The 19,833-nt window shown below is 62.6% G+C and carries 20 protein-coding genes and 1 other RNA gene; 2 read left to right on the top strand and 19 right to left on the bottom strand.

Going from position 1 to position 19,833, the window contains the following annotated elements:
* Positions 1 to 11: 11 nt before the first annotated feature.
* The 3 genes from E8F11_RS07065 to ffs all read right to left on the bottom strand — a co-directional run bounded on the left by E8F11_RS07065 (position 12) and on the right by ffs (position 1,772).
* A complete protein-coding gene (locus E8F11_RS07065) occupies positions 12 to 647 on the bottom strand; it encodes a 2OG-Fe(II) oxygenase family protein (RefSeq protein ID WP_280288126.1) in 636 nt (211 codons plus the stop codon).
* 290 nt (positions 648 to 937) lie between these two features.
* Positions 938 to 1,165, bottom strand: coding sequence for a hypothetical protein (locus E8F11_RS07060; RefSeq protein WP_280288125.1), 228 nt, complete (start codon positions 1,163 to 1,165; stop codon positions 938 to 940).
* Between the two features lie 510 nt (positions 1,166 to 1,675).
* Positions 1,676 to 1,772: signal recognition particle sRNA small type (gene ffs, locus E8F11_RS07055), an RNA gene on the bottom strand.
* A 390-nt stretch (positions 1,773 to 2,162) separates the two neighbouring features.
* Between ffs and E8F11_RS07050 the strand changes: the two genes are divergently transcribed.
* Positions 2,163 to 2,462 (top strand): HU family DNA-binding protein, encoded by a 300-nt coding sequence (locus tag E8F11_RS07050; RefSeq protein WP_280288173.1) that lies wholly within the window; start codon positions 2,163 to 2,165, stop codon positions 2,460 to 2,462.
* A gap of 45 nt (positions 2,463 to 2,507) precedes the next feature.
* Here E8F11_RS07050 and E8F11_RS07045 read toward each other — a convergent pair whose 3' ends face one another.
* From E8F11_RS07045 to E8F11_RS06980, 14 genes are all read right to left on the bottom strand, one after another.
* The gene (locus E8F11_RS07045; protein ID WP_280288124.1) at positions 2,508 to 3,554 is read right to left on the bottom strand and encodes a tetratricopeptide repeat protein; all 1,047 of its coding nucleotides are present in this window, start codon (positions 3,552 to 3,554) and stop codon (positions 2,508 to 2,510) included.
* 1 nt (position 3,555) lies between these two features.
* Entirely contained in the window at positions 3,556 to 4,524 is a 969-nt protein-coding gene (locus E8F11_RS07040; protein WP_280288123.1) for a type II secretion system F family protein, read from the bottom strand.
* Between the two features lie 30 nt (positions 4,525 to 4,554).
* On the bottom strand, positions 4,555 to 5,541 hold the full coding sequence (locus tag E8F11_RS07035) for a type II secretion system F family protein (RefSeq protein WP_280288122.1): 987 nt from the start codon (positions 5,539 to 5,541) through the stop codon (positions 4,555 to 4,557).
* The gene (locus E8F11_RS07030) at positions 5,538 to 6,974 is read right to left on the bottom strand and encodes a CpaF family protein (RefSeq protein WP_280288121.1); all 1,437 of its coding nucleotides are present in this window, start codon (positions 6,972 to 6,974) and stop codon (positions 5,538 to 5,540) included. Before E8F11_RS07030 ends, E8F11_RS07035 begins: the two co-directional genes overlap by 4 nt.
* Before the next feature lie 3 nt (positions 6,975 to 6,977).
* The gene (locus tag E8F11_RS07025) at positions 6,978 to 8,195 is read right to left on the bottom strand and encodes an AAA family ATPase (RefSeq protein WP_280288120.1); all 1,218 of its coding nucleotides are present in this window, start codon (positions 8,193 to 8,195) and stop codon (positions 6,978 to 6,980) included.
* The gene (locus E8F11_RS07020; protein ID WP_280288119.1) at positions 8,189 to 8,692 is read right to left on the bottom strand and encodes a TadE/TadG family type IV pilus assembly protein; all 504 of its coding nucleotides are present in this window, start codon (positions 8,690 to 8,692) and stop codon (positions 8,189 to 8,191) included. The genes E8F11_RS07025 and E8F11_RS07020 overlap by 7 nt, the downstream gene beginning before the upstream one ends.
* A complete protein-coding gene (locus tag E8F11_RS07015; protein WP_280288118.1) occupies positions 8,692 to 9,162 on the bottom strand; it encodes a TadE/TadG family type IV pilus assembly protein in 471 nt (156 codons plus the stop codon). The genes E8F11_RS07020 and E8F11_RS07015 overlap by 1 nt, the downstream gene beginning before the upstream one ends.
* A gap of 8 nt (positions 9,163 to 9,170) precedes the next feature.
* The gene (locus E8F11_RS07010; protein WP_280288117.1) at positions 9,171 to 10,511 is read right to left on the bottom strand and encodes a Tad domain-containing protein; all 1,341 of its coding nucleotides are present in this window, start codon (positions 10,509 to 10,511) and stop codon (positions 9,171 to 9,173) included.
* Between the two features lie 10 nt (positions 10,512 to 10,521).
* Complete coding sequence (locus tag E8F11_RS07005) at positions 10,522 to 10,794, bottom strand: hypothetical protein (RefSeq protein ID WP_280288116.1); 273 nt, start codon at positions 10,792 to 10,794, stop codon at positions 10,522 to 10,524.
* Positions 10,795 to 10,808: 14 nt separating this feature from the next.
* Positions 10,809 to 12,311, bottom strand: coding sequence for a type II and III secretion system protein family protein (locus E8F11_RS07000; RefSeq protein ID WP_280288115.1), 1,503 nt, complete (start codon positions 12,309 to 12,311; stop codon positions 10,809 to 10,811).
* 65 nt (positions 12,312 to 12,376) lie between these two features.
* On the bottom strand, positions 12,377 to 13,192 hold the full coding sequence (cpaB, locus tag E8F11_RS06995; protein ID WP_280288114.1) for a Flp pilus assembly protein CpaB: 816 nt from the start codon (positions 13,190 to 13,192) through the stop codon (positions 12,377 to 12,379).
* 12 nt (positions 13,193 to 13,204) lie between these two features.
* Positions 13,205 to 14,527: an AAA family ATPase gene (locus E8F11_RS06990; protein WP_280288113.1), complete on the bottom strand. Its 1,323-nt coding sequence runs from the start codon at positions 14,525 to 14,527 to the stop codon at positions 13,205 to 13,207.
* 15 nt (positions 14,528 to 14,542) lie between these two features.
* Positions 14,543 to 15,061: a prepilin peptidase gene (locus tag E8F11_RS06985; protein WP_280288112.1), complete on the bottom strand. Its 519-nt coding sequence runs from the start codon at positions 15,059 to 15,061 to the stop codon at positions 14,543 to 14,545.
* Positions 15,062 to 15,102: 41 nt separating this feature from the next.
* Positions 15,103 to 15,300: a Flp family type IVb pilin gene (locus E8F11_RS06980; protein ID WP_280288111.1), complete on the bottom strand. Its 198-nt coding sequence runs from the start codon at positions 15,298 to 15,300 to the stop codon at positions 15,103 to 15,105.
* A 395-nt stretch (positions 15,301 to 15,695) separates the two neighbouring features.
* On the opposite strand from E8F11_RS06980, the gene E8F11_RS06975 reads away from it, so the two are divergent.
* Positions 15,696 to 16,574 carry an AraC family transcriptional regulator gene (locus E8F11_RS06975; protein WP_280288110.1) on the top strand — a complete coding sequence of 293 codons (879 nt, stop codon included), beginning with the start codon at positions 15,696 to 15,698 and terminating at the stop codon, positions 16,572 to 16,574.
* Positions 16,575 to 16,577: 3 nt separating this feature from the next.
* Here the strand turns inward: E8F11_RS06975 and ligA are convergent, their stop codons facing one another.
* Both ligA and zipA read right to left on the bottom strand, forming a co-directional pair.
* Positions 16,578 to 18,947: an NAD-dependent DNA ligase LigA gene (ligA, locus tag E8F11_RS06970; RefSeq protein WP_280288109.1), complete on the bottom strand. Its 2,370-nt coding sequence runs from the start codon at positions 18,945 to 18,947 to the stop codon at positions 16,578 to 16,580.
* Between the two features lie 70 nt (positions 18,948 to 19,017).
* Positions 19,018 to 19,830 (bottom strand): cell division protein ZipA, encoded by an 813-nt coding sequence (zipA, locus tag E8F11_RS06965; RefSeq protein ID WP_280288108.1) that lies wholly within the window; start codon positions 19,828 to 19,830, stop codon positions 19,018 to 19,020.
* Positions 19,831 to 19,833 lie beyond the last annotated feature (3 nt).

Here is a 19,833-nt window from a genome sequence, read left to right as displayed (position 1 = left end):
TCTTCGGGTCTTCAGTCCTCGCCCCATAGCGGCGGGCTCATGGTCGCGTCGTACGAAACGAACATAACGTTGAAACTTACGCTGACACGCAGGCGATCACTGGTGTTCGCGGGCACTGAATGCGGCAGCCACGCCGGGAATATGAGCAGAGTGCCTTCGCGGACCGTTAGCACGACCTGGTCGGTGTTGTATGCCATCAAGGCAGTGACCGGCGGACGAATCACGGCTGCCTGGGGGCGCGGATCATGGAAGTTGATCCTGTCTGCCCCCTCCTGCGTTTGCACGTAATAAACGCCGCTCAGGAAATTGTTGGGATGGCTGTGCATCGGATGCGGCGCCCCGGGTCCGAGTGCATTGGCCCAGCAGCCAGTGATGCGGAACGGCGCATCGACCACCTTGATGAACGCAAGCACATCGCTCACAGCCGCCTCGATATGAGTGACCAGCGCCGCCAATTCCGGTTTCCGATGCAGCTGGTACCCGGATTGCCAAGCGACGCCCGTACAGGCTTCGCCCCCCGCCCCCATGAGCGTCTCGACATAGGCGAGCAGATCTCGGTTGAGCGGTTCGTAGCAGGCAGGTTCGAACTGGCTTTGCCAGACGAAGGTCGGGAACAGGCGGACGACTTCAGCACTGGAGGGCGGCATGGCTGCTCACCGCACGAGATGGGTCCCTACCAGTTTAGTCCGCACACCAATGCACCCCGCCATGGCCGGACCCAGCATCGCCTGGCCGGGCTCGCCAAAGCGAGCAGCACCTTGCCGAGCAGCGCGCAGGTACCCGGAAAAAGAATCGACGAGAAGGTTTATCCCAGGGAGCCTGTCAAAACGTATTACAGAGGAAGACAAGCGAAGAGTGAACGCACTGCACGACATACCGCACAAGTAAACGCACAGGCAATTTCGTCAGCCCTTACGGGCCAGCCTGTGTAGTAGCTCTAATAATTCAAATATTCCTCAAGGGTGGTCCATCCTTTTTCACGCGCCTTGGCAATCGTCGCCGCCGCATTTTCGGCCGCTTCCATCAACTGGTCCTTAGTGCAAACTTCATTAATCTGTATATTGCCCTTGTCAAATTGGGCGACGAATCTTCCAGCCTCGGCAATAAGTTTTGCACACGCATCATCAGGTTTTAATTTTGGCCTCCACTCTTTCTCCAACTCCAAGGCACACATGCTTGTTCGCAGCTTGAGATCGAATGTGTGATTGCAATCAAAACCCTCTGCCGCAGTACTCGCCGCATAACACAAGACTGGAAGTAGAGCAGTAAATAGCCGTGATCTCGCTTGCCTCATATCGACTGCCCCTCCCTGCGAGGCCATATATGAGTTTAGGTCACGAAGTGGCGTCAACCTTCATCCAGGCACCCGTATCCATTGCAAATGGCGACCTGAACCACCCCGAGGACCAGCAGGACGACAACAGCAGATAACGCCCGGATATATCGCCCTCCCCTGACACTTCCGGCTTGCTGCGCAGCAAGCAACGTGGCTTGAGGATGGTCATCGGCCAGAAAGGGGGAAGGAGCTGGAGTTGGGCTGAACAGCGAAGATATTGAGCGAACAGGCACGATGTATCGCACGACGCACCACTCAGGTGTACCTAAACGCTGTTCCACTCTTCGATTTTTGGCGAGAAAAGTCTTTTAGAATTAAAGACTTAGAAATTGGAGGTGACCCCACCAGCCACACCCCGGCACACGATTTCACCGCTGCGGCTGCTCCCTTCCAGGCCTGACCGGGTTCACGGCTGATCGTTGCGGGGGGACCGGCAGGGCCACCATCACGCAGCTCGCCAGATCGGCGAGCCGCGCCATTGTACCGGCTCCTCGCCAACTTACAACCGCTAAAACCGGTTTCCTTACAAGCACTTGCGAATCAGCCACGATAGCGCGGTCGAGGCTGGGCGCCGCCCCGCGGGCCCGGCCCGGCCATTGACGACAAACGCCGATTCGGCGACAACCTGTCGCAACCACCGCAGCAACAGCCCGCCCGGCTGCGTAAATTCAGCATAAAAGCTCCACCGCCCGGCCAGACGGCCCGCACTTTCGTGCTAACGTCCCTGTGGATTCGATCCCCGGTTGCAACCTCCGCCGCACTTCCAGGCCCGCCGCTTGTCTCAGCAAGGGCCGGCGCGACCGGCCAGGCCACGAGCCAGACACTCATTGAATGGAGCTACACCATGGCACTCACCAAAGACCAGCTGATCACTGACATCGCAGAAGCCACCGACACCACCAAGGCCGCCGTGCGTGCCGTGCTGGAGCAGCTCGGCGAGATCGTCAGCGACTCCCTGGAGAACAGTGATGAGATCACCCTGCCGGGCATCGGCAAACTGAAGGTCGGCGACCGCCCCGCCCGCACCGGCCGCAACCCGCAGACCGGCAAGACCATCGAGATCGCCGCGAAGAAGGTGGTCAAGTTCGTACCGGCCAAGGCCCTGACCGACGCGGTCAACAAGTAATGCAAAGGGGCAGGCCAATGGCCTGCCCCTTTTTTCTATCCCGCCTCAGGGCAAGGCGACCGGGTTGACCTCTACCCCCGGGATCACCGCTACCGGCTCACCCACTGTCGTGTTGCTCCCCTGTCCGCGCATTCGGCGAATCTGCTGCACCCTGTTGAGGTTGTCCCAGGCGTTGTCGTAATGCGCCGGCGACTGATCGATGGCAGTGCGGAAGAACTGCTCCGCTTCATCCAGCTTGCCTTCCACCAGGCAGATATAACCGACATCGTTGCTTGCCTCGGCACGCTTCTCCACCTGCTCGAACGCCGAAATGGCCTCCTCGTAACGCCCCATTCGCGCCAGCAGCAGGCCGTAGTTCCTCCAGAGCGGCTTGTAGTTCGGCTCATAGCTGATGCCCTGCTTGTAGGCGCGTTCAGCCTCGGGCCAGTGCCCGGCCAGGTAGTAGGAATAGCCCAGGCTGTTCTGCACCAGCCCCGAGCGAGGCTCGATCTGCACGGCCAGGCGGTAGTAGGTTTCGGAAACCGCGAAATTCTCCTTCAGGTCCGCCAGCACCCCCAGGCCGTTGTAGACCCGCACCGGGGACTGGCTGTCCACCTTGAGCTTCGCGGCGTCGGCGAAGCTTACCGTCGGGGAGGCGCCAAGCCGGCGCTGGTCTTCTCCCACCGCCTGAAGCAGGAATTCCTCGGACTTCTGATACTCGCGGACGCCAAGCTTGAGCAGCCCCATTTCGCCCAGGGCATTCAGGTTGTTCGGGTCGCTGCCCAGAACCTCGTTGAAAGCCATTTCGGCCAACTGGCTATTACCCCGCTCACGGTGGATACGGCCCACCCAGACCAGGGCCTCATAGCGCTTCGGGTCCAACTCGATGGCGCGCAGGTACTGGAACAGTGCCTGGTCGAGGTCACCCGCCTGGTAGGAGCGGGCCGCCATCAGCATGGCCTGGTCGGGTGAATTGACCTCTTTCTGCACCTGGTAGAGCACGGAATTGTCGCCACTGTAGACCGAGCGGAAGCCGCTCGGCGCATCCGGCCCCATTGTCTGACATCCGGACAGCACGGCCATCATGGCCACCAGCAGACAGGCTCTGTTCATGTCATAGCTTCCCGAAGGTTTTGAGGATCCCGAGGATCACCGGTCCGATGGCCACCAGGAAGAAGCTTGGCCACAGGCAGAAGATTAGTGGGAAGACCAGCTTGGTGCCGATTTTCGCCGCCTGCTCTTCGGCGGCCTGGGTACGCCGGTCGCGAAACTCCTCGGCATAGATGCGCAAGGTGTCGGCGACGCTGGTACCGAATCGGATGCTTTGCGACAGCAGACTTACCAACCCCTGCACATCGTCCAAACCGGTGCGGTCGGCCAGGTGATTCAGGGCCTTGGTACTGGGAATGCCTGCGCGGACCTCCACGTTGACCAGGGCGAGTTCCTCGGCCAACTCGGCCTGGCTCACGGCCATCTCCTCAGCCACCCGCTCGATGGCCTGCGGCAAGGCAAGGCCAGACTCCACGCACACCACCATCAGGTCCAGAGCATCCGGAAACGCCGCTCGCAAGCGGTTAATCCGGGCCGCCTTGCGCTTGTCCACGAACACCGCAGGTGCCAGCCAGCCGACACCGAGGGCCCCTGCAGCGATCATCAACACGATGGAAACAGAAAGCTTCGGCAGCAGCGGCACCAGCAACAGGGCCACACCCAGCAACAGGAACGGAAACAACAGGCGAATGGCCCAGTACATCTGCACTGCAGAGGCGGAGCGGTAACCGGCATGGATCAGCAAGGTGCGGGTGGCGGAAACCTTGCTTTCGTCCCCGGACGATACTCGCTGCCCCACCCGCTCCAGGAGCAGATGCAGATTGCTCGGTGGACGCTGGCCTAGGGCGAGGTCGCCATGGCCGCGCTTGATCAGGGTCAGGCGGCGCTGTACCGGATCCTGCAGGCCAAGTACCAGAAGCCCCACCGTTACGGCGGCAAGCACCGCGCTCAGGCCGATTGCGACGAGGAACAGCAGACGCGCAGCTTGCTCATTGCCCACTGCGCCGTTGATCAAGCCAAGCAGATAGTCCATGAAACACCCCCACCAATCAGCTTGCGGAACTCAAACCTGGATTCGAATGATCCTGCGAATCCAGAGGATGCCCAACAACATGGCAACGAAGGCGGCCATTACCAGCTTCTGGCCAATGGGCTCTTTGATGAGCATGGGCAGGTAGGTCGGTGACGTCAGCATGATCGCCGCCGACAGCAGGAAAGGTATGGCAACCAGCACCCAGGCCGACATTCGCCCCTCCGCCGAGAGGGTCTTGACCTTGCGCTGGAAACGGAAGCGGCCGCGAATCAGGCTGGCCAGGCGCTCCAGCACCTCGGTAAGGTTACCGCCGGTGTCCCGGTGGATCAGGATGGAGGTCACCAACATCATCACGGTCATGCTCGGCATGCGTTCCAGCAGGCCCAGCATCGCGCGGCGCACGTCATTGCCATAGTTGATATCGGCGAATGTCAGGCCAAACTCGTGGGCCACGGGCCCCTTATGCTCCTCGGCCACCAGGCGCAAGGTCTCGTTGAAAGGGTGTCCGGCACGCAAGGCGCGGCACATGGCGTCCAGGGCATCCGGCAAGCCTTCCTCGAAGGCGGCGAAGCGCCTGGCCCGGTCGCTGGAAACCTTGAGGATCGGCACCCAGAACACAACCAGCGCCAGAAGCAGCGCCGCCCACCAGATCTTCAGCAGCAACCAGAGTCCCAACCCAGCCACCACCGCCAGCACCAAACCAAGCAACAGCACCCGGTAGGCCCGGTATTCATGCCCACCCTGCTCAATTACCTGCGCCAAGCGCTCCATGAAAGGCAACTGTTCCAGGGCCGCCTCCAGAGGCGACAGGCGCTTCAGGTACTTCTGCCGCAGCACCGTTTGCATATTTGGCAGGTTGGAGCTGTGTTCCAGTAGATCGAGACGCGCGCGGATGCGCTTGCGTACCTTGCTCGCCTCGCCGAAAACCGGAACCACCAGCCCCTGGCTGAGCAGGAATACCGCGACGAAGACCATGCCCAGGAAGGCCAGGATGAACTCGGAGGGTATCTGGCTCATGACTGCAGGTCCTCCATCCATTCCGGGCGGAACAGGTTCAAGGGCAGCTCGATGCCGCGCTTGGCCAGGACATCGCGGAAAGCCGGCACCATGCCCGTGGGGCGGAAGTCCCCAATTACCTCGCCATGCTCTCCTATGCCCCGGCGCTCAAAGCCGAAGATCTCGGTCATGGTGATGATCTCGCCTTCCATGCCGTTGATTTCCTGCACGCTGACCAGCCGCCGCCGGCCGTCCTCCTGGCGCTCCAGCTGGATCACCACATCGATGGCCGAAGCGATCTGCTGGCGCATGGCCTTGATCGGGAAGGTGGCGCCGGTCATGGACACCATGTTCTCGATCCGCCCCAGGGCATCCCGTGGGGTATTGGCATGGATGGTGGTAATAGAGCCGTCATGCCCGGTATTCATAGCGGTCAGCATATCCAGCGCCTCAGCGCCGCGTACTTCGCCGATCACAATGCGGTCGGGGCGCATACGCAGGCTGTTGCGCACCAGCTCGCGCTGGTTCACCTCGCCGCGACCCTCGATATTCGACGGTCGGGTTTCCAGGCGCACCACATGGGGTTGCTGCAACTGCAGCTCAGCCGAGTCTTCGATGGTGACAATGCGCTCGTTGTGCGGGATGAAGCTGGACAGCACGTTGAGCATGGTGGTCTTGCCGGTGCCAGTGCCGCCGGACACCAGCACATTCATGCGACCACGTACTATGGCCTTGAGCACCAAGGCGATGGCCGGGGTCAGCGTGCCCATCTGCACCAGGCTCTCGGTGTTCAGCAGGTCGACCGCGAATCGGCGGATCGACATGCTCGGCCCGTCGATGGCCAGCGGCGGAATGATCGCATTGACCCGCGAACCATCCTTCAGGCGAGCATCCACCAGCGGCGACGACTCATCGATGCGCCGCCCCAGGCTGGAAACGATGCGGTCGATGATGTTCAGCAGATGCTGGTCATCACGAAAGCGCACATCGGTTCGCTGCAGCTTGCCATGGCGCTCGACGTAGACCGAGGCATGGCCGTTGACCAGGATGTCCGACACGCTGTGGTCGGCCAACAGAGGCTCAAGCGGCCCCAGGCCAAGCACCTCATCGGTGATCTGCTTGATGATCAGTTGCCGGGCATTGCTGCTGACCGGCGCCGAGTGCTCGTCCAGCAGGCGCAGGCAGATCTCGCGGATCTGCCGCGCCGCCTCGGTCGGCTCGAGGGAATCCAGCAGCGACAGGTCCATGATCTTGAGCAGTTGCTGGTAGGTCTTCTCCCGCCACTCGGCCTCAACCGGGCTGAGCTGGGTCCTGGTTTCGTAGGGCGTCTCCGGCGCGCTGGTTTCCCAGGCCATGAGCGGATTGTCTTCAGCCGTGGGGCTGGCTTGCTCTTCCCCGGAGGCGGCGTTCTTCCCTGCATGCTGGCGCAGGCGGTTGCGAAACTCGCTGAGCATGATCTACCTCCCGAACAGACGGCCGAAAGTGCGCTTGAGTAACCCCTCGCCGGCCTCTTCGGCGCCGAGCAGTTCCTGGCTCAGTTCGCGCATGGCCAGGGTCACCGGAGCCCGCGGGGCATGAAGCTCCAGCGGCACGCCTGTGTTCTGGCTTTCAGTGACCACGGAGTAATCGTTGGGCAGCTTCTGCAGGACTTCACAGCGCAGAGCTTCGGCAATGTCCTTGAGGCTCACCGGCGACGCCTTGTTGTAACGGTTGACCACCACCTGCAAGCGACTGCCCTGCACCCCCAGGTCGTCGCGCAGAATGCGCGCCAGCCGGGTCGCGTCCTTCAGGTGACTGAGGCTCTGCTGCACCACGATGTACACCCGATCAGCCTGCTCCAGGGTGATACCAGTGAGATGGTCGATTTGTCTCGGTAGATCCACCACGACCCAGTCGTAAGTACTGCGCGCCAGACGCAGCAGCGCTTCAAGCTGCTCCAGGCGGATATCCTGGGACAGGCACAGCTCGCTGGAGCGCCCGCCCAGCACATGCAGGGTGGGACTGAAATGGCTGCAGAAACCGCGCAGGGCCACGCTATCCAGTTCGTCCACCTGCTGCAGGACATCCAGGTGGCTGTGGGCTGTCTGCACGTCCAGGTAGTGGGCCACGCTACCGAACTGCAGATCCAGGTCCAGCAACAGGGTGGTGCCGCCCCGGGCGCTTAGCTGCTGGGCCAGGTTGCAGGCCAGCAGGGTCGCTCCGGAACCGCCCTTGGCATTCATTACGGCAATCAGCTTGCTGCCGCCGCCAGTGCCGGCGCGCGACTCCGTCAGCATTCGCCCGAGTGCCGCCACCAGCTCATCCTCGGCCACCGGCTCCGGCAGGAAGTCCCGGGCACCTGCCTGCATGGCCAGGCGCACGCCTTCCCTTTCGTTCAGCGGGCCGCAGATCAGCAGCGGCGGTCGCTCACTGGCGGGCCGCTGCAGCAGGGCGGCCAGTTCCTCGCGCCACAGGTGGCTGACCCGCAGCAACAGGAAGTCAGGCATCTGCTCCAGCCCGTAGAGCGGGTCGGTGTGCCCGTTGGTGACCAGGCGCGTATTAACCGTCAGGCCGGGAAGGCGCTGGCAGCAGCCCTGCAGATGACGCAAGGCAGCAGCGTCACGGCTGCTGATCAACAGACGCAGCCCCTGCCGGTTCGTGGCAGTGCTAATGGGAACTTCCCGACTGTTCAACATGGCGTGATCTCCGGCAATACATCCTCCTCGGCATGGCGGCCGAGGCTCTCGCGGGGCAGGGTCGACCTGAACACTGGCAGCGTGATGGTGCCGCCGAGCACAGGGATCATGAGATTGAAGCTGAAGTTCTCCACCCGCAATTGCACATAGCGAATGGCAATGAAGCCGTCGGGGCTGACCAGGTTGTTCGGGCTGGCCACCGTCGCGCCGCTCTCGTCCAGGTAGGCCAGGGTCAGGTCGGCGGTTTCGAGATCACCGATCAGGCTGCTCGCGCCGGCGTCGGTGGCGGCGTTGTAGATGGCCCGGCGCAGGATGACCGGATCGCTGATGTCGCACACCGCGGCCAGCCGGGCACCACGCCGCACGGTTTCATTCAGGGCATTGACGGTGAAATACAGCCGGCCGAATTCCAGGATGGCGAATAGCAGGATGAACAGCAGCAGGCCGATGATGGCGAACTCCACCACATACACCCCGCGCATGCTTCTGGCATTCATCACAGGACCCTCATGACGGTGGTGGCGACCAGGGGAAAACCGAACGAAACGCCGTCACCGATGAATCCCGGGATACCGGCCCCCAGAACCGGAACGAAGGTGAAACTGGTGCTGACCTGGACGTGAGTCGTCCCCACGGCCGTGACCTGCACATTTGTAGTGGTCAGGCCGGGCACCAGCGCTTGGCCGTTCCCAGGTGCCACCGGTACGCCGTACACGGCCAGGTTCTTGGTTGCGGTCTGCAACGCGGCACTCAACTCGACTGTTCCCAATGTCGGGTTCCAGGCCCTGCCCGCCACGTAGCGCACCGCATCGCGGTTGGCCTGCAGCAGGCTGTTGTACTGGAACAGCAAGCGACCGAATTCGGCTATGGCGAACAGCAACAGGAGCAGCAATGGCAGGGTGATGGTGAACTCCACCATGGCCACCCCACGCTGGGCCCGTGCCCTTGAGAATGCAAGACGTCCCATGACACCTCCTACGAATCGCTGCTTGGTGTCTGGCTGTTGTCGATATAGGTCTTGTACAGCTGAATGATCTGCGGGCCGACATCGTCGGTTGGAGTCGGGCCGGGCACGTTGTCCCCTTCGCACTCCTTGATGAACTGGCCGAAGATCTGCGCCTCATTGCCCTGCTGGGCAACTGTTTGCAGCAGGAAGAAACAGGCGAAGCCCAGCACGGGTACCGTGGTCTGCCCCCCGGACTCCCCGTCGCAATTACCGACCACGATCTTCACCATACGCCGCTCGAAGACCCCATTAGCCTGGCAACCGCTGGGGCAATTGGCGACGCTGGCGACCCAGTCGTTGTAGTCCAGGAGGGCGGATGTGGCGGTGGAAAGGTTGCCGTCATTGGAATTGACCGGCTGGCCCTGGTATTCCACCCGCGCCGGGGAAACGCTGTCGTTGTAGCTCATCTTCGGGTTGCTGAAGCTGGTCACCAGATCCGGCGGGTAGGAAGACGCGCTATTGCCCATCGGTCCGGTGTATTCGCCAAAGCGGGTGTTCAGTCCCTGGGCAACCGGCCCCACGGAGTTGCCGGGCTCGGTTTCCACCTCGTCGCCAACGGTGTTGCACTGGTCGATGCCACCGGCCAACGCATTGCGGATATCCGCCGCGCCCGTGTTATTGCCCAGACGAATCAACTGGAAATTGCCAGGTCCTATGGCCGGCGCATTGCCGGCGGCACTTTTAAGCACCTCCACATCGCCGAATTGGTAGCCCCAGAAGGCACCGGTATCCGGGTTGTAGTCGTCCGGGTCACCACAGACCATCATCGGCGCGATATCGCAGGGACTGGTGGGACTGGGCCCGGCGGTGGCAACTGCCGCCACCGCCTTTTCCGGGGGCGTGCCATCGCTCAGCGCCTCGACGATGCCCCAGAAGAATCCGGTAAGCGGATAGTCCGGTACAGAAACCCGCACATAGCGTGAGTCCGACGGCCCGGGAAAGGCGAAGGGCCCATAGACGCTGTCCGAGAATTCCACCACGGCGAAGCCGGCGTTACCGGCCATGGCGTCGGCCAGTTCACCGTTGCCCGACGCCGCAGCGTTCAGATTGAGAGTGGCCAGCGCAGCATCCTTCGCGAGGGTGGAGGCATTGCCTGCCCCCATCACCTGGCTGAGGGTCTTTGCACCGCTCAGCGCTGCCGCATCCACCGAATTCTGCAGCCGGGTCTTGTTCAGGAGCATATGGCCACCATCCAGCGCCAGCGCGGCCATGGCCAGCATGGCCAACAGGGCGACCACCACCAGCACCAGGACCGCGCCCCGCTGTTGCCGCGGCGGCGAAGCGAACACCATTTGGATTCGCGGGGTCATGGCCAGGTCCTCAGTTGTCGATATTGATCTGAATCGGCTGGCCGACCTGCTTGCCATCGCCGGTCACAGCCCGATAACCATCCATGGCATTTTCCGTTACCGGGCCGTCCCGGCCGACGGATGAAGCCTCGGTACCAGGGTGGGCCGCCCGCTCCTTGTTGGCGATCTGCTGGTAGGTGGTCTGGTAGACGCTGTAGCCGAGGGTTCCGACCCGGCCTTCCTCGTAGGACATGACACAACCGCAGGACAGCGCCATCAGGCAGAACGGAATGAGCAGTTTCATGGTCGTGCCTCCGATTACTTGAGATCGTGGCCAAACCGGCCTTCGCTGACGCCGAGACTGACCGGCACCGGCCTTCCGGGCTCGCGCCCCTTGGTCTTGCCCAGCAGGTAGAAATCCAGGTCGCTGGGTTCGACGAACTTCTCGGTGGGCAGGCGCACTGCCTTGGCATCGACAGGTTTGGCCAGGTGCGGCGTGACCAGGATCACCAGTTCGGTTTCCCCGTTCTGGAATGACTGACTGCGGAACAGGTGCCCCAGTACCGGAATGTCGCCCAACCCTGGGAAGCGGCTGACGAAGTCGCGGGTGTTCTCGCTGATCAGGCCTGCGATGGCGATGGTCTGGCCATTGCCCAACTCGACGGTCGACTCGGCGCTGCGCTTGGTGAGCGAAGGAATGACCTGGGTCACACCGTCACCCAGGACGCTCTCCAGGCCAGTATCCAGCACCAGGGAGTTGGCGTTGGACAGTTCGCTGACCGAGACATTGAGATTCAGGTTGATGCGCCCTTCATCCAGTACCACCGGAAGGAACTTCACACCTACCCCGAATTCCTTGAACTCGATGGTGATGCCATCGTCCTCGGTGATGGGCACCGGGAACTCGCCACCGGAAATGAATTCCGCCTGCTGGCCGCTCAGGGTGGTCAGGGTGGGCTCGGCCAGCACCTTGGCCGAACCGTTGTCCTTGGCCGCCTCGAGCACCACGTTGAAGAGAAAACTGTCCGAAAGGAACTGGCCGAAGAAGCCCTTGCCATTGCCGAACAGCGCGGTCGGGTTGACGATGCCCTCCCCATCGAAGCCCAGGCCCTGGCCGTTATTGAAGCCCCCCGTGGCCCAATTGCCGTCCAGATTCAGGGCATTGAAGCGTACATCGAGGGTCTTGAGCAGGTTGCGCTGCATTTCCGCCACCTTGACCTCGAGCATCACCTGCTGGCTGCTGCCGACGGTGAGCAGGTTGATCACCTCCAGGGACTGGGTCGGCGCGGCCTTGGCCTCCTCCCCTTCGCCCTGCACCACGCTGGCGGTCTGGGCGGCGTAGCTCTTGGCCACCTTGAGCGCGGTATCCATCACCGCGGCACTGTGGACGTGGCCGCGCAGCACCAGCGAACCCTGTGCGCTGAACACTTCGATGCGCTCATTGGGCAACAGCTGGTGCAGCTTGTCCTTGAGGCCGCTGAGGTCATGCACCACGTCCAGGTCCAGAGTGTCGATCAGCCGGTTGCCGTTGTCCCAGAGCATGACGTTGGTGCTGCCCAGGGACTTGCCCAGCAGGTAAAGCTGGGTCGGACTGGTGATCAGGATGTCGGCAATCTCCGGGTTGCCCACCGAGATACGCTTGACCGGTACCCGCGTCGTGAGCAGTCGCGACTTGTAGATCGGCACCTGGATGCTGCCGTTGTTGGCCGCGGGCATGGACGTCGCCGCTTGCCCGGCTTGAGCCACCATCAGCGGAATCGGCAACATCGCCCAGGCCAGCAGGAACACCGCCAACGAGCCTACTTTCCGAATGCTATGCATAACCATCTCCTTGCGTGACGGGTCGATTACCTGGTCGCCGAATCAGTGCTCGATGACGGGTCGCGCTATGGCTGCGCTTTCGCCAATTTCACTTCAGTACCGCGAATGATGATCACGCCTCCGCTTACCCCGACGCTGCGCCGCACCAGGGGCTTGGTGGCGACCGGAATGGGCGCGGGGGCGGCTGGTTTCGGCGCGACCGCGACCTTGGGCTCGGGCTTCTTCTGGTCGTCCAGGGGATTGCGCAAGGCCAGTTGCAGGCGGCCTTCGCTCATGGCCTTGACCAGAACTTCCGCTTCCTTGGGCGTCATCTCCAGGGTGACGGCACGCACCACCACCGGCTGGGTCTTGTCGGTGCTGGCGGTCTGGTCCACGGCCAGCACCCGCAGGTCCTCGAGAATGGTCTTGGACTCGGAATCGGTACCGTTGCCCCCCACCTTCTTGGTGGCCAGTACATCGACCCGGTTGCCCGGCAGCAGGAAACCACCCACACCCACCACATCGTCCACCCGCACCGATACGGCACGCTTGTCCGACTCGATCAACGACGCCAGGGTACTGCCACCCAGGTGCTCGGCCACCCGCGCTTCACGGAGGATGTCACCGCGCAGCATGGCGAAGGTGGCGATCTTCCCCACCACCTTGTCGGTGGCGTCGAAGGCATCATCCGGCACGGTGCCCTTCGGCATGCGCACCAGAGTGACCTGCTGGGCCTCGATCATCTGGCCGAAGGGAATCTCCACCGTGGCCACCACAACCGCCTGCAGGTTGTCGTCCGGGCTGGCGTTGAGCTTGGCGCTCAACCAGTTGTTGGCCATCCAGGCCGCGCCCAGGCCGAGGACCAGCGACAGGGCAATCAGGGTCAGGGTACGAGCACTCATGTCGGCGTCTCCTTATCCAAGGCTTTCGAGCTGGACGAAATAGTTGTGCCAGGCCCATTCCAGGTCGCGGGGCGACAGGGGTCCCGATTCGCCCAGGTAGGACTGGCGGTCCCGGGCCATGCCGAGCAGGTCGCGGGGGTGGCAGGGCACCAGGGGCATGCCCTGTTCCTCGTAGAGGCCCTGCAGCACGTAACGCAGCAGCACCGGGTCATAGACGATGCCCAGGCGCTCGGTTTCCTGGCGCCAGATGCGCTCGTACTCCTCCGGCTGCAGGTAGGTGAAATGCAGCTTGTAACCAATGCGCCGGAGGAAGGCTTCATCGGCCAGCTCCAGCGGATTGAGGTTGGTGGAGAACACCAGGATCAGGTCGAAGGGCAACTCGCAGTGGCGCCCACCGCCCAGGTTGAGGAAGTCGCGCTTCTCTTCCATGGGCACGATCCAGCGGTTGAGCAATTCGGCCGGCGCCATGCGCTGGCGCCCCATGTCGTCAATGATGAACAGGCCGTTGCTGGCCTTAAGCTGCAAGGGGGCCTGGTAGAGGCGGGAAAAGGGATCGTAGCGGATGTCCAGCTGTTCCATGCTGAGTTCGCCACCGGTGATCACTATGGGTCGTTTGCAGCATAGCAGGCGCCGGTCGATACCCTCGTCCATCAGCAGCTTGTTCGTCTGCGTGATGTCTTCCAGGCGCTGATGCACCTGGGGGTCGTAGATCTCGATCACCGATTCGTTGACGGCAATCGCGTAGGGCACCCAGACGGCTTCGGCGAAGAGGCGGATCAGCCGGCTGCTGATATAGGTCTTGCCGGTACCCGCCGGCCCGTAAATCATGATGGCGCGCCCGGAGTTCATGGCCACGCCCAACTGGTCCAGCATGTTTTCCGAAAGCACCACTCCCTGGAAAGCCGCGTGCATGTCGCGTGCGGTGACACTCCCGTGGTGGATGGTCTGCAACTTCAGCAAGGAGCGATAGGCACTGACCGGAAAAGGGGCCGCGCCTATGTAACCGCTGCGCGACAAGGCATCGCGGGCCGTGGCACGGCCCCGCTCGGTAAGCCCGTAGCGCAAGGCCTGCCCGCCCGTCTGCCCCAGCACTTCGATACGACCGTCCTTGCGCAGGAAGGCAAGAATCTCCTCCAGCACGGCCCCCGTCAGCGCCAGGCGCTCCACCAGCCGCGGCATGTCAAGCACGCCGGCATCATGCAGGTGTTTGCAGACCAGGTCGCCGAGGAAGTTGTCCGCCAGACCGGTCTCGCGAATGTTGCGCGGCTGCGGGGCCAGGCGCTGCACGGCTTCCCGTTCGCTGGGGTAGGCAATTCTGTCGCTGACGGCATACATGAGTCGTCTCCTGACCTATAGCCCGAAGGGTTGCCAGAAAATACCGGTCAAGGTCCCGAGTAGAATGGCGACCGAATAGGGGAACGGCTTGCCTGCGACTTCGTCCGCCTCGGGCGCCAGATAGGCGCGGGCCCTCAACATCAGGCCGTACCGCGCCAGGGTCTGCAGGAGCTGCCCGCGGAACAGCACGATCAGGAAGCCACAGACGCCACCCGCGATCAGGCTGTAGAAGGAAATCCACATGGCGTCCTGGTACATGAAGAAACTGCCAACCATGGCCATCAGCTTCACGTCGCCCGCCGCCATCCCCTTGAGGATGTACAGGGGCAGGAAAATGGCGAACCCGGTCAGCATCCCCAGCAGGCCGATAGTCAAACCGCTGAAACCGACGGAAACGACCTGGGTACCCAGCCCCGCCACAATACCCATCAGGACCAGGAGGTTCGGGATGCGGTGGCGACGAAGATCGGTCGCCACCGCAACCGCCAGCAGCCCTAGCAGCAAAATGACGGGGAACATTTGCTCTATGGACATTGCTGCGTCCCTCTGGAGGCTCATTCAGCTCTTGATCCCGCTTACGGAGTGCAATCAACCCCGTTTACGGCATCGTCCAAGCATTGGATGGCTGTCGCCACACTGCCGCCCAGCGCAAGGAATGCACCAACTGCCCCCAGGGTCACCAGTCCGCCGGCCACTGCATACTCCACGATGGTCAGGCCGTCCTCGTCTTTGATGAACTCCACCACCGAAGTCTTGATTGCTTCAAAAATCATTTCGCCCACCTCACTCAAGTTGTCTCTACGAGAATTCGGCGGCACTTCGCGATCCGCCTGTGGAGGACCCTAGCCTTCCCCAAATTTGGGGGTTAGGAGTTTTTTGCGGATAGATAGGACTTTTTTGCGGACCACAAAGGAGCGGAAATCAACGGAAGCCAGGCCGGCTGTGGCCTGGGCAGGCTTGGCGCCCTGCATAAAAAGCACCAAGGTGATTGGTCGGGCGACGAACGGAACAGTCGCCCGCGCACCCCCAGAAATGGGGGCCCCAGACCTGGGTAGAACAGGATGCGCACAAAAAACTGCAGGGCAATAAGGACTTGTTCTTTACTCTGGTGGCACAGTGGCAATACTGCATCACGGGGAAGGGACAATAACGAGGGCAGGGTTCGATCATGCAGTCCTACTCGGCCGGTAAACCAAGCTTGCTCTGGCTTGACCTGACGCGCGAAAGGTCGACACGCAAGCTCATCCAGCAATTCGAGGATTTCTGCGATTGCAGACTGGGCGAGGCCACCCTGGTCGCTGGCTGCGAAAACTTGCGACAGGCCGATATGATCTGCATCCACTTCAACAAGCCAGATGTCAGCGGCCTGAACCTGCTGCTAGAGATCAAGAGGTCGCATCCTTCGATCCCGATCACCATGTTCACCGTGCAACATTCAGAAGAACTCGCCGTATGGGCGATGCGCGCCAAGGTATGGGAATACATGGTGCTGCCACTTACACCTGAGGACAAAAGCCGCTACCTCCAGGCCCTCAGGAAGCTGAATGAAGTGCGGCGCTCCGCCATCAACCTGGGCAGAACACCGGTACTCGAACGCAACCCTCCCCTACCGGACAGCATTCGCCGGACGTCGAGCCACCAGAAGCACAAGGCGCTGGATAGGGTAATGCCCTACATCGACCAGAATTTCCGCGAGAGCGTGGATCAGAAGGAGTTGGCCCAGCGCTGCGGCATGACCCCCTTTCGCTTCAGCCGGCTGTTCAAGGAAGTCAACGGAGTCGGCTTCATGGAGTACATCCTCGCCAAACGCATGGACTACGCCAAGGCGCTGCTGGAAAACAGCCAGATGCCGGTGACCAGCATCGGCTACGAGGCCGGTTTCAAGGACCCGTCCTACTTTGCCCGGGCCTTTAAGCAACTGACCGGCTGCACCCCCAGCGAGTACCGCCAGAGCCTGCGGCACGGGGCCACGGCGAGCGCTACCCAGCAAGAGCCGGACACCACTGCCGCGGAGATCGCCCAGGTGGTCCTGAGCCTCGAGGCTTAGGCCTCAGCCCAACGTGGCCAATTCGGCAAGAAATTGCTCCTCGTCCAGCACGCGGATGTTCAGCTCCTGGGCCTTGGCCAGCTTGGAGCCCGCGCCGGGCCCGGCCACCACGCAGTGGGTACGGGCCGACACCGATCCCGCCACCTTGGCCCCCAGGGCTTCCAGCTTCTCCTTGGCCACGTCCCGGCTCATGACTTCCAGGGTACCGGTGAGCACCCAGGTTTGCCCCGCCAGCGGCAGGCCTTCCACGGCCTTCTTCTCGCTTTCCCAGTGCATGCCGAAGTCACGCAACTGGGCTTCGATGACCTGCGCGCGCTCGACGTTGGCTTGCACCGCGAAGAACTCGCGCAGGGCCTGTTTCGCCTTTTCGTTGACGCCCTTCATCACGCTCAGTTCCAGCCAGTCGCGGCTGAGGGCGATCAGGCCGTCGAGGTTGCCGGCCTTTTCCGCCAGGTTCTTCGCCCCGGTAGTCGCAATGCCGGAAATGTTGAGCTTGTCGATGAAGCCGGCGAAGGTCGCGCAGGCCGCGAACTCGGGGCTCAGGCCGCCCTCCTCCTGCAGCTCGACGCCGCGTTCCAGCAGGTCGCGGATTACCTTCTGGTTGTGCCCATCAGTGAAGAAGGCATGGATCTCGTTGGCCACTTCCAGGCCCACGTCGGGCAGATAGGTGAGCACGTCGGGCAGCGCCTGCTGGATGCGCTCCAGGGAGCCCAGGGCGCGCGCCAGCAGCTTGGCGGTCTCCTCGCCCACATCAGGGATGCCCAGGGCGTAGATGAAGCGCGCCAGGCTCGGCTTACGGCTGTCGGCGATGGCACTCAGCAGCTTACGGGTGGACAGGTCGGCGAAGCCTTCCAGCTCCACCACCTGTTCGTACTTCAGGGTGTAGAGATCGGCCGGCGAAGCCACCAGGCCGGTATCCACCAGTTGATCGACGATCTTGTCGCCCAGGCCTTCGATATCCAGGGCGCGGCGCGAGGCGAAGTGGATGATCGCCTGCTTCAGCTGCGCGCCGCAGGCCAGGCGGCCTACGCAGCGGTAGACCGAACCTTCGCTGGTGGTTTCCTTGCCCTTGCCGCGCTTGATCAGTTGGGTGCGCTCGACTGCCGAACCACAAACCGGGCACTGCTCGGGGATATGCACCGGACGCGCATCGGCCGGGCGGCGCTCGGCCACCACCTGCATCACCTGCGGAATCACGTCGCCGGCACGGCGGATGATCACGGTGTCGCCGATCATCAGGCCCAGGCGCGCAACTTCATCCATGTTGTGCAAGGTGGCGTTGGCCACGGTCACACCGGCCACCTTGACCGGCTTCAACCGCGCCACCGGGGTCACTGCACCGGTCCGGCCGACCTGGAACTCCACGTCGAGCAATTCGGTGAGTTCCTCCTGGGCCGGAAACTTGCAGGCGATGGCCCAGTGCGGAGTGCGCGCGCGAAAGCCCAGCTGCTGCTGATCCTCGATGTTGTTTACCTTGAACACCACGCCATCGATGTCATAGGCCAGGCCCATGCGCCGCTCGCCGATATCCCGGTAGTAATCCAGGCAGGCTTCCACGCCCTTGGCCAGTTTCAGTTCACGGCTTATGGGTATGCCCCAGGTCTTGAGCTGCTCGAGCATGTCGACCTGGGTCGCCGGCAGTGCGCCGCTGTCCAGGCCGATGCCATAGCAGCAGAATTCCAGCGGCCGACTGGCAGTGATCCTTGGGTCCAGTTGTCGCAGGCTCCCGGCAGCCGCATTGCGCGGGTTGGCGAAGGTCTTGCCACCGCTTTCCGCCTGGCGCGCATTGAGTTCGTCAAAACCGGCCTTGGGCATGTAGACCTCGCCACGCACCTCCAACTGCGCTGGCCAACCCTCTCCCTGCAGCTTGAGCGGGACGTTGCGGATGGTGCGCACATTGGCGCTGATGTCCTCGCCTACGCTGCCGTCACCGCGGGTGGCGCCACGCACCAGTTGACCGTTCTGGTACAGCAGACTGACCGCCAGGCCATCGAGCTTGGGCTCGCAGCTGTATTCCACCTCGGCACCACCGCCGAACAGGTCGCCGCCAGACAGGCCGAGCCCACTCCGTACGCTGCGATCGAAGGCACGCAGGTCCTCCTCCTCGAAGGCGTTGCCCAGGCTGAGCATGGGCACCTCGTGGCGCACCTCGCCGAAAGCGCTGAGGGCCTCGCCGCCTACCCGTTGGGTCGGTGAGTCCGGGGTCACCAGCTCCGGGTGCTCGGTTTCCAGGGCCTGCAGTTCGCGAAACAGGCGGTCGTACTCGGCGTCGGGCACGCTGGGCTCGTCCAGCACGTAGTAGCGGTAATTGTGCGCATCCAGCTCGGTACGCAGTTCCAGGATGCGTTCGGCGGCGGTTTGGGCATCGGTCATGGTGTTCAGGCTCTTTCTCTTGAAACAAAAAGAGCAGCCGGGGCTGCTCTTTCGTCGACTGGGCGCTGGATCAGCGCTTCTGGGTCAGGTGCTTGCGCTCGAACTCGACGATGCGCTGGCGATAGTGCTCGATGGTCTGCGCAGTCATTACGCTGCGCTGGTCATCTTTCAGCTCGCCGTTCAGTTCCTGGGACAGCTTGCGGGCGGCAGCGACCATCACGTCGAAGGCCTGCTTCGGATGGCGCGGGCCCGGCAGGCCGAGGAAGAAGCTCACGGCGCGGGTGCTGAAGTGGTCGATGTCGTCCAGGTCGAAGGTGCCGGGCTTGACGCCGTTGGCCATGGAGAACAGCACTTCGCCGTTGCCGGCCATGCTCTCGTGGCGGTGGAAAATGTCCATGGAGCCGAAGCGCAGGCCGCTCTCCAGGATGTTCTGCAGCAGGGCCGGGCCCTTGAAGCCGCCCTCGTCGCGGGCGACCACGTTGATCACCAGGACTTCCTCTACCGGTACTTCGTCGGCCTGGGACTGCGGGAAGGCCTTGCCGTTCTTCTTGCCGTCGTCGACCGGGTTGAGGAGAGTCGGCGGTTCGTCAAGGTTGAGATCGCCCTGCTGGGGCTCGCCACGGCGCTTGCTGGCCTCGCGAGCGCTCAGGGACGGCAGGTCCGCCTCATCCAGCGAGGGCTCGTGGTGCGAACGGTCCTTGACCCTGGCCGGGCCGAGCAGGTTCGGATCTTCCTCTTCGTCCGCAGCATTGGAGAAGCTGCGATCCAGCCTGAACTTGAGTTTCCCCTTGCCGCCACTCATGCGGCGCCAGCCATCGAACAGAATGCCGGCGATTACTATGATGCCAATGACAATCAGCCACTCGCGCAGACCGATATCCATGTA

Source organism: Pseudomonas sp. BN417, assembly GCF_029871205.1.
Lineage (GTDB): Bacteria > Pseudomonadota > Gammaproteobacteria > Pseudomonadales > Pseudomonadaceae > Metapseudomonas.
This window is presented reverse-complemented; position numbering and strand designations above follow the sequence as displayed.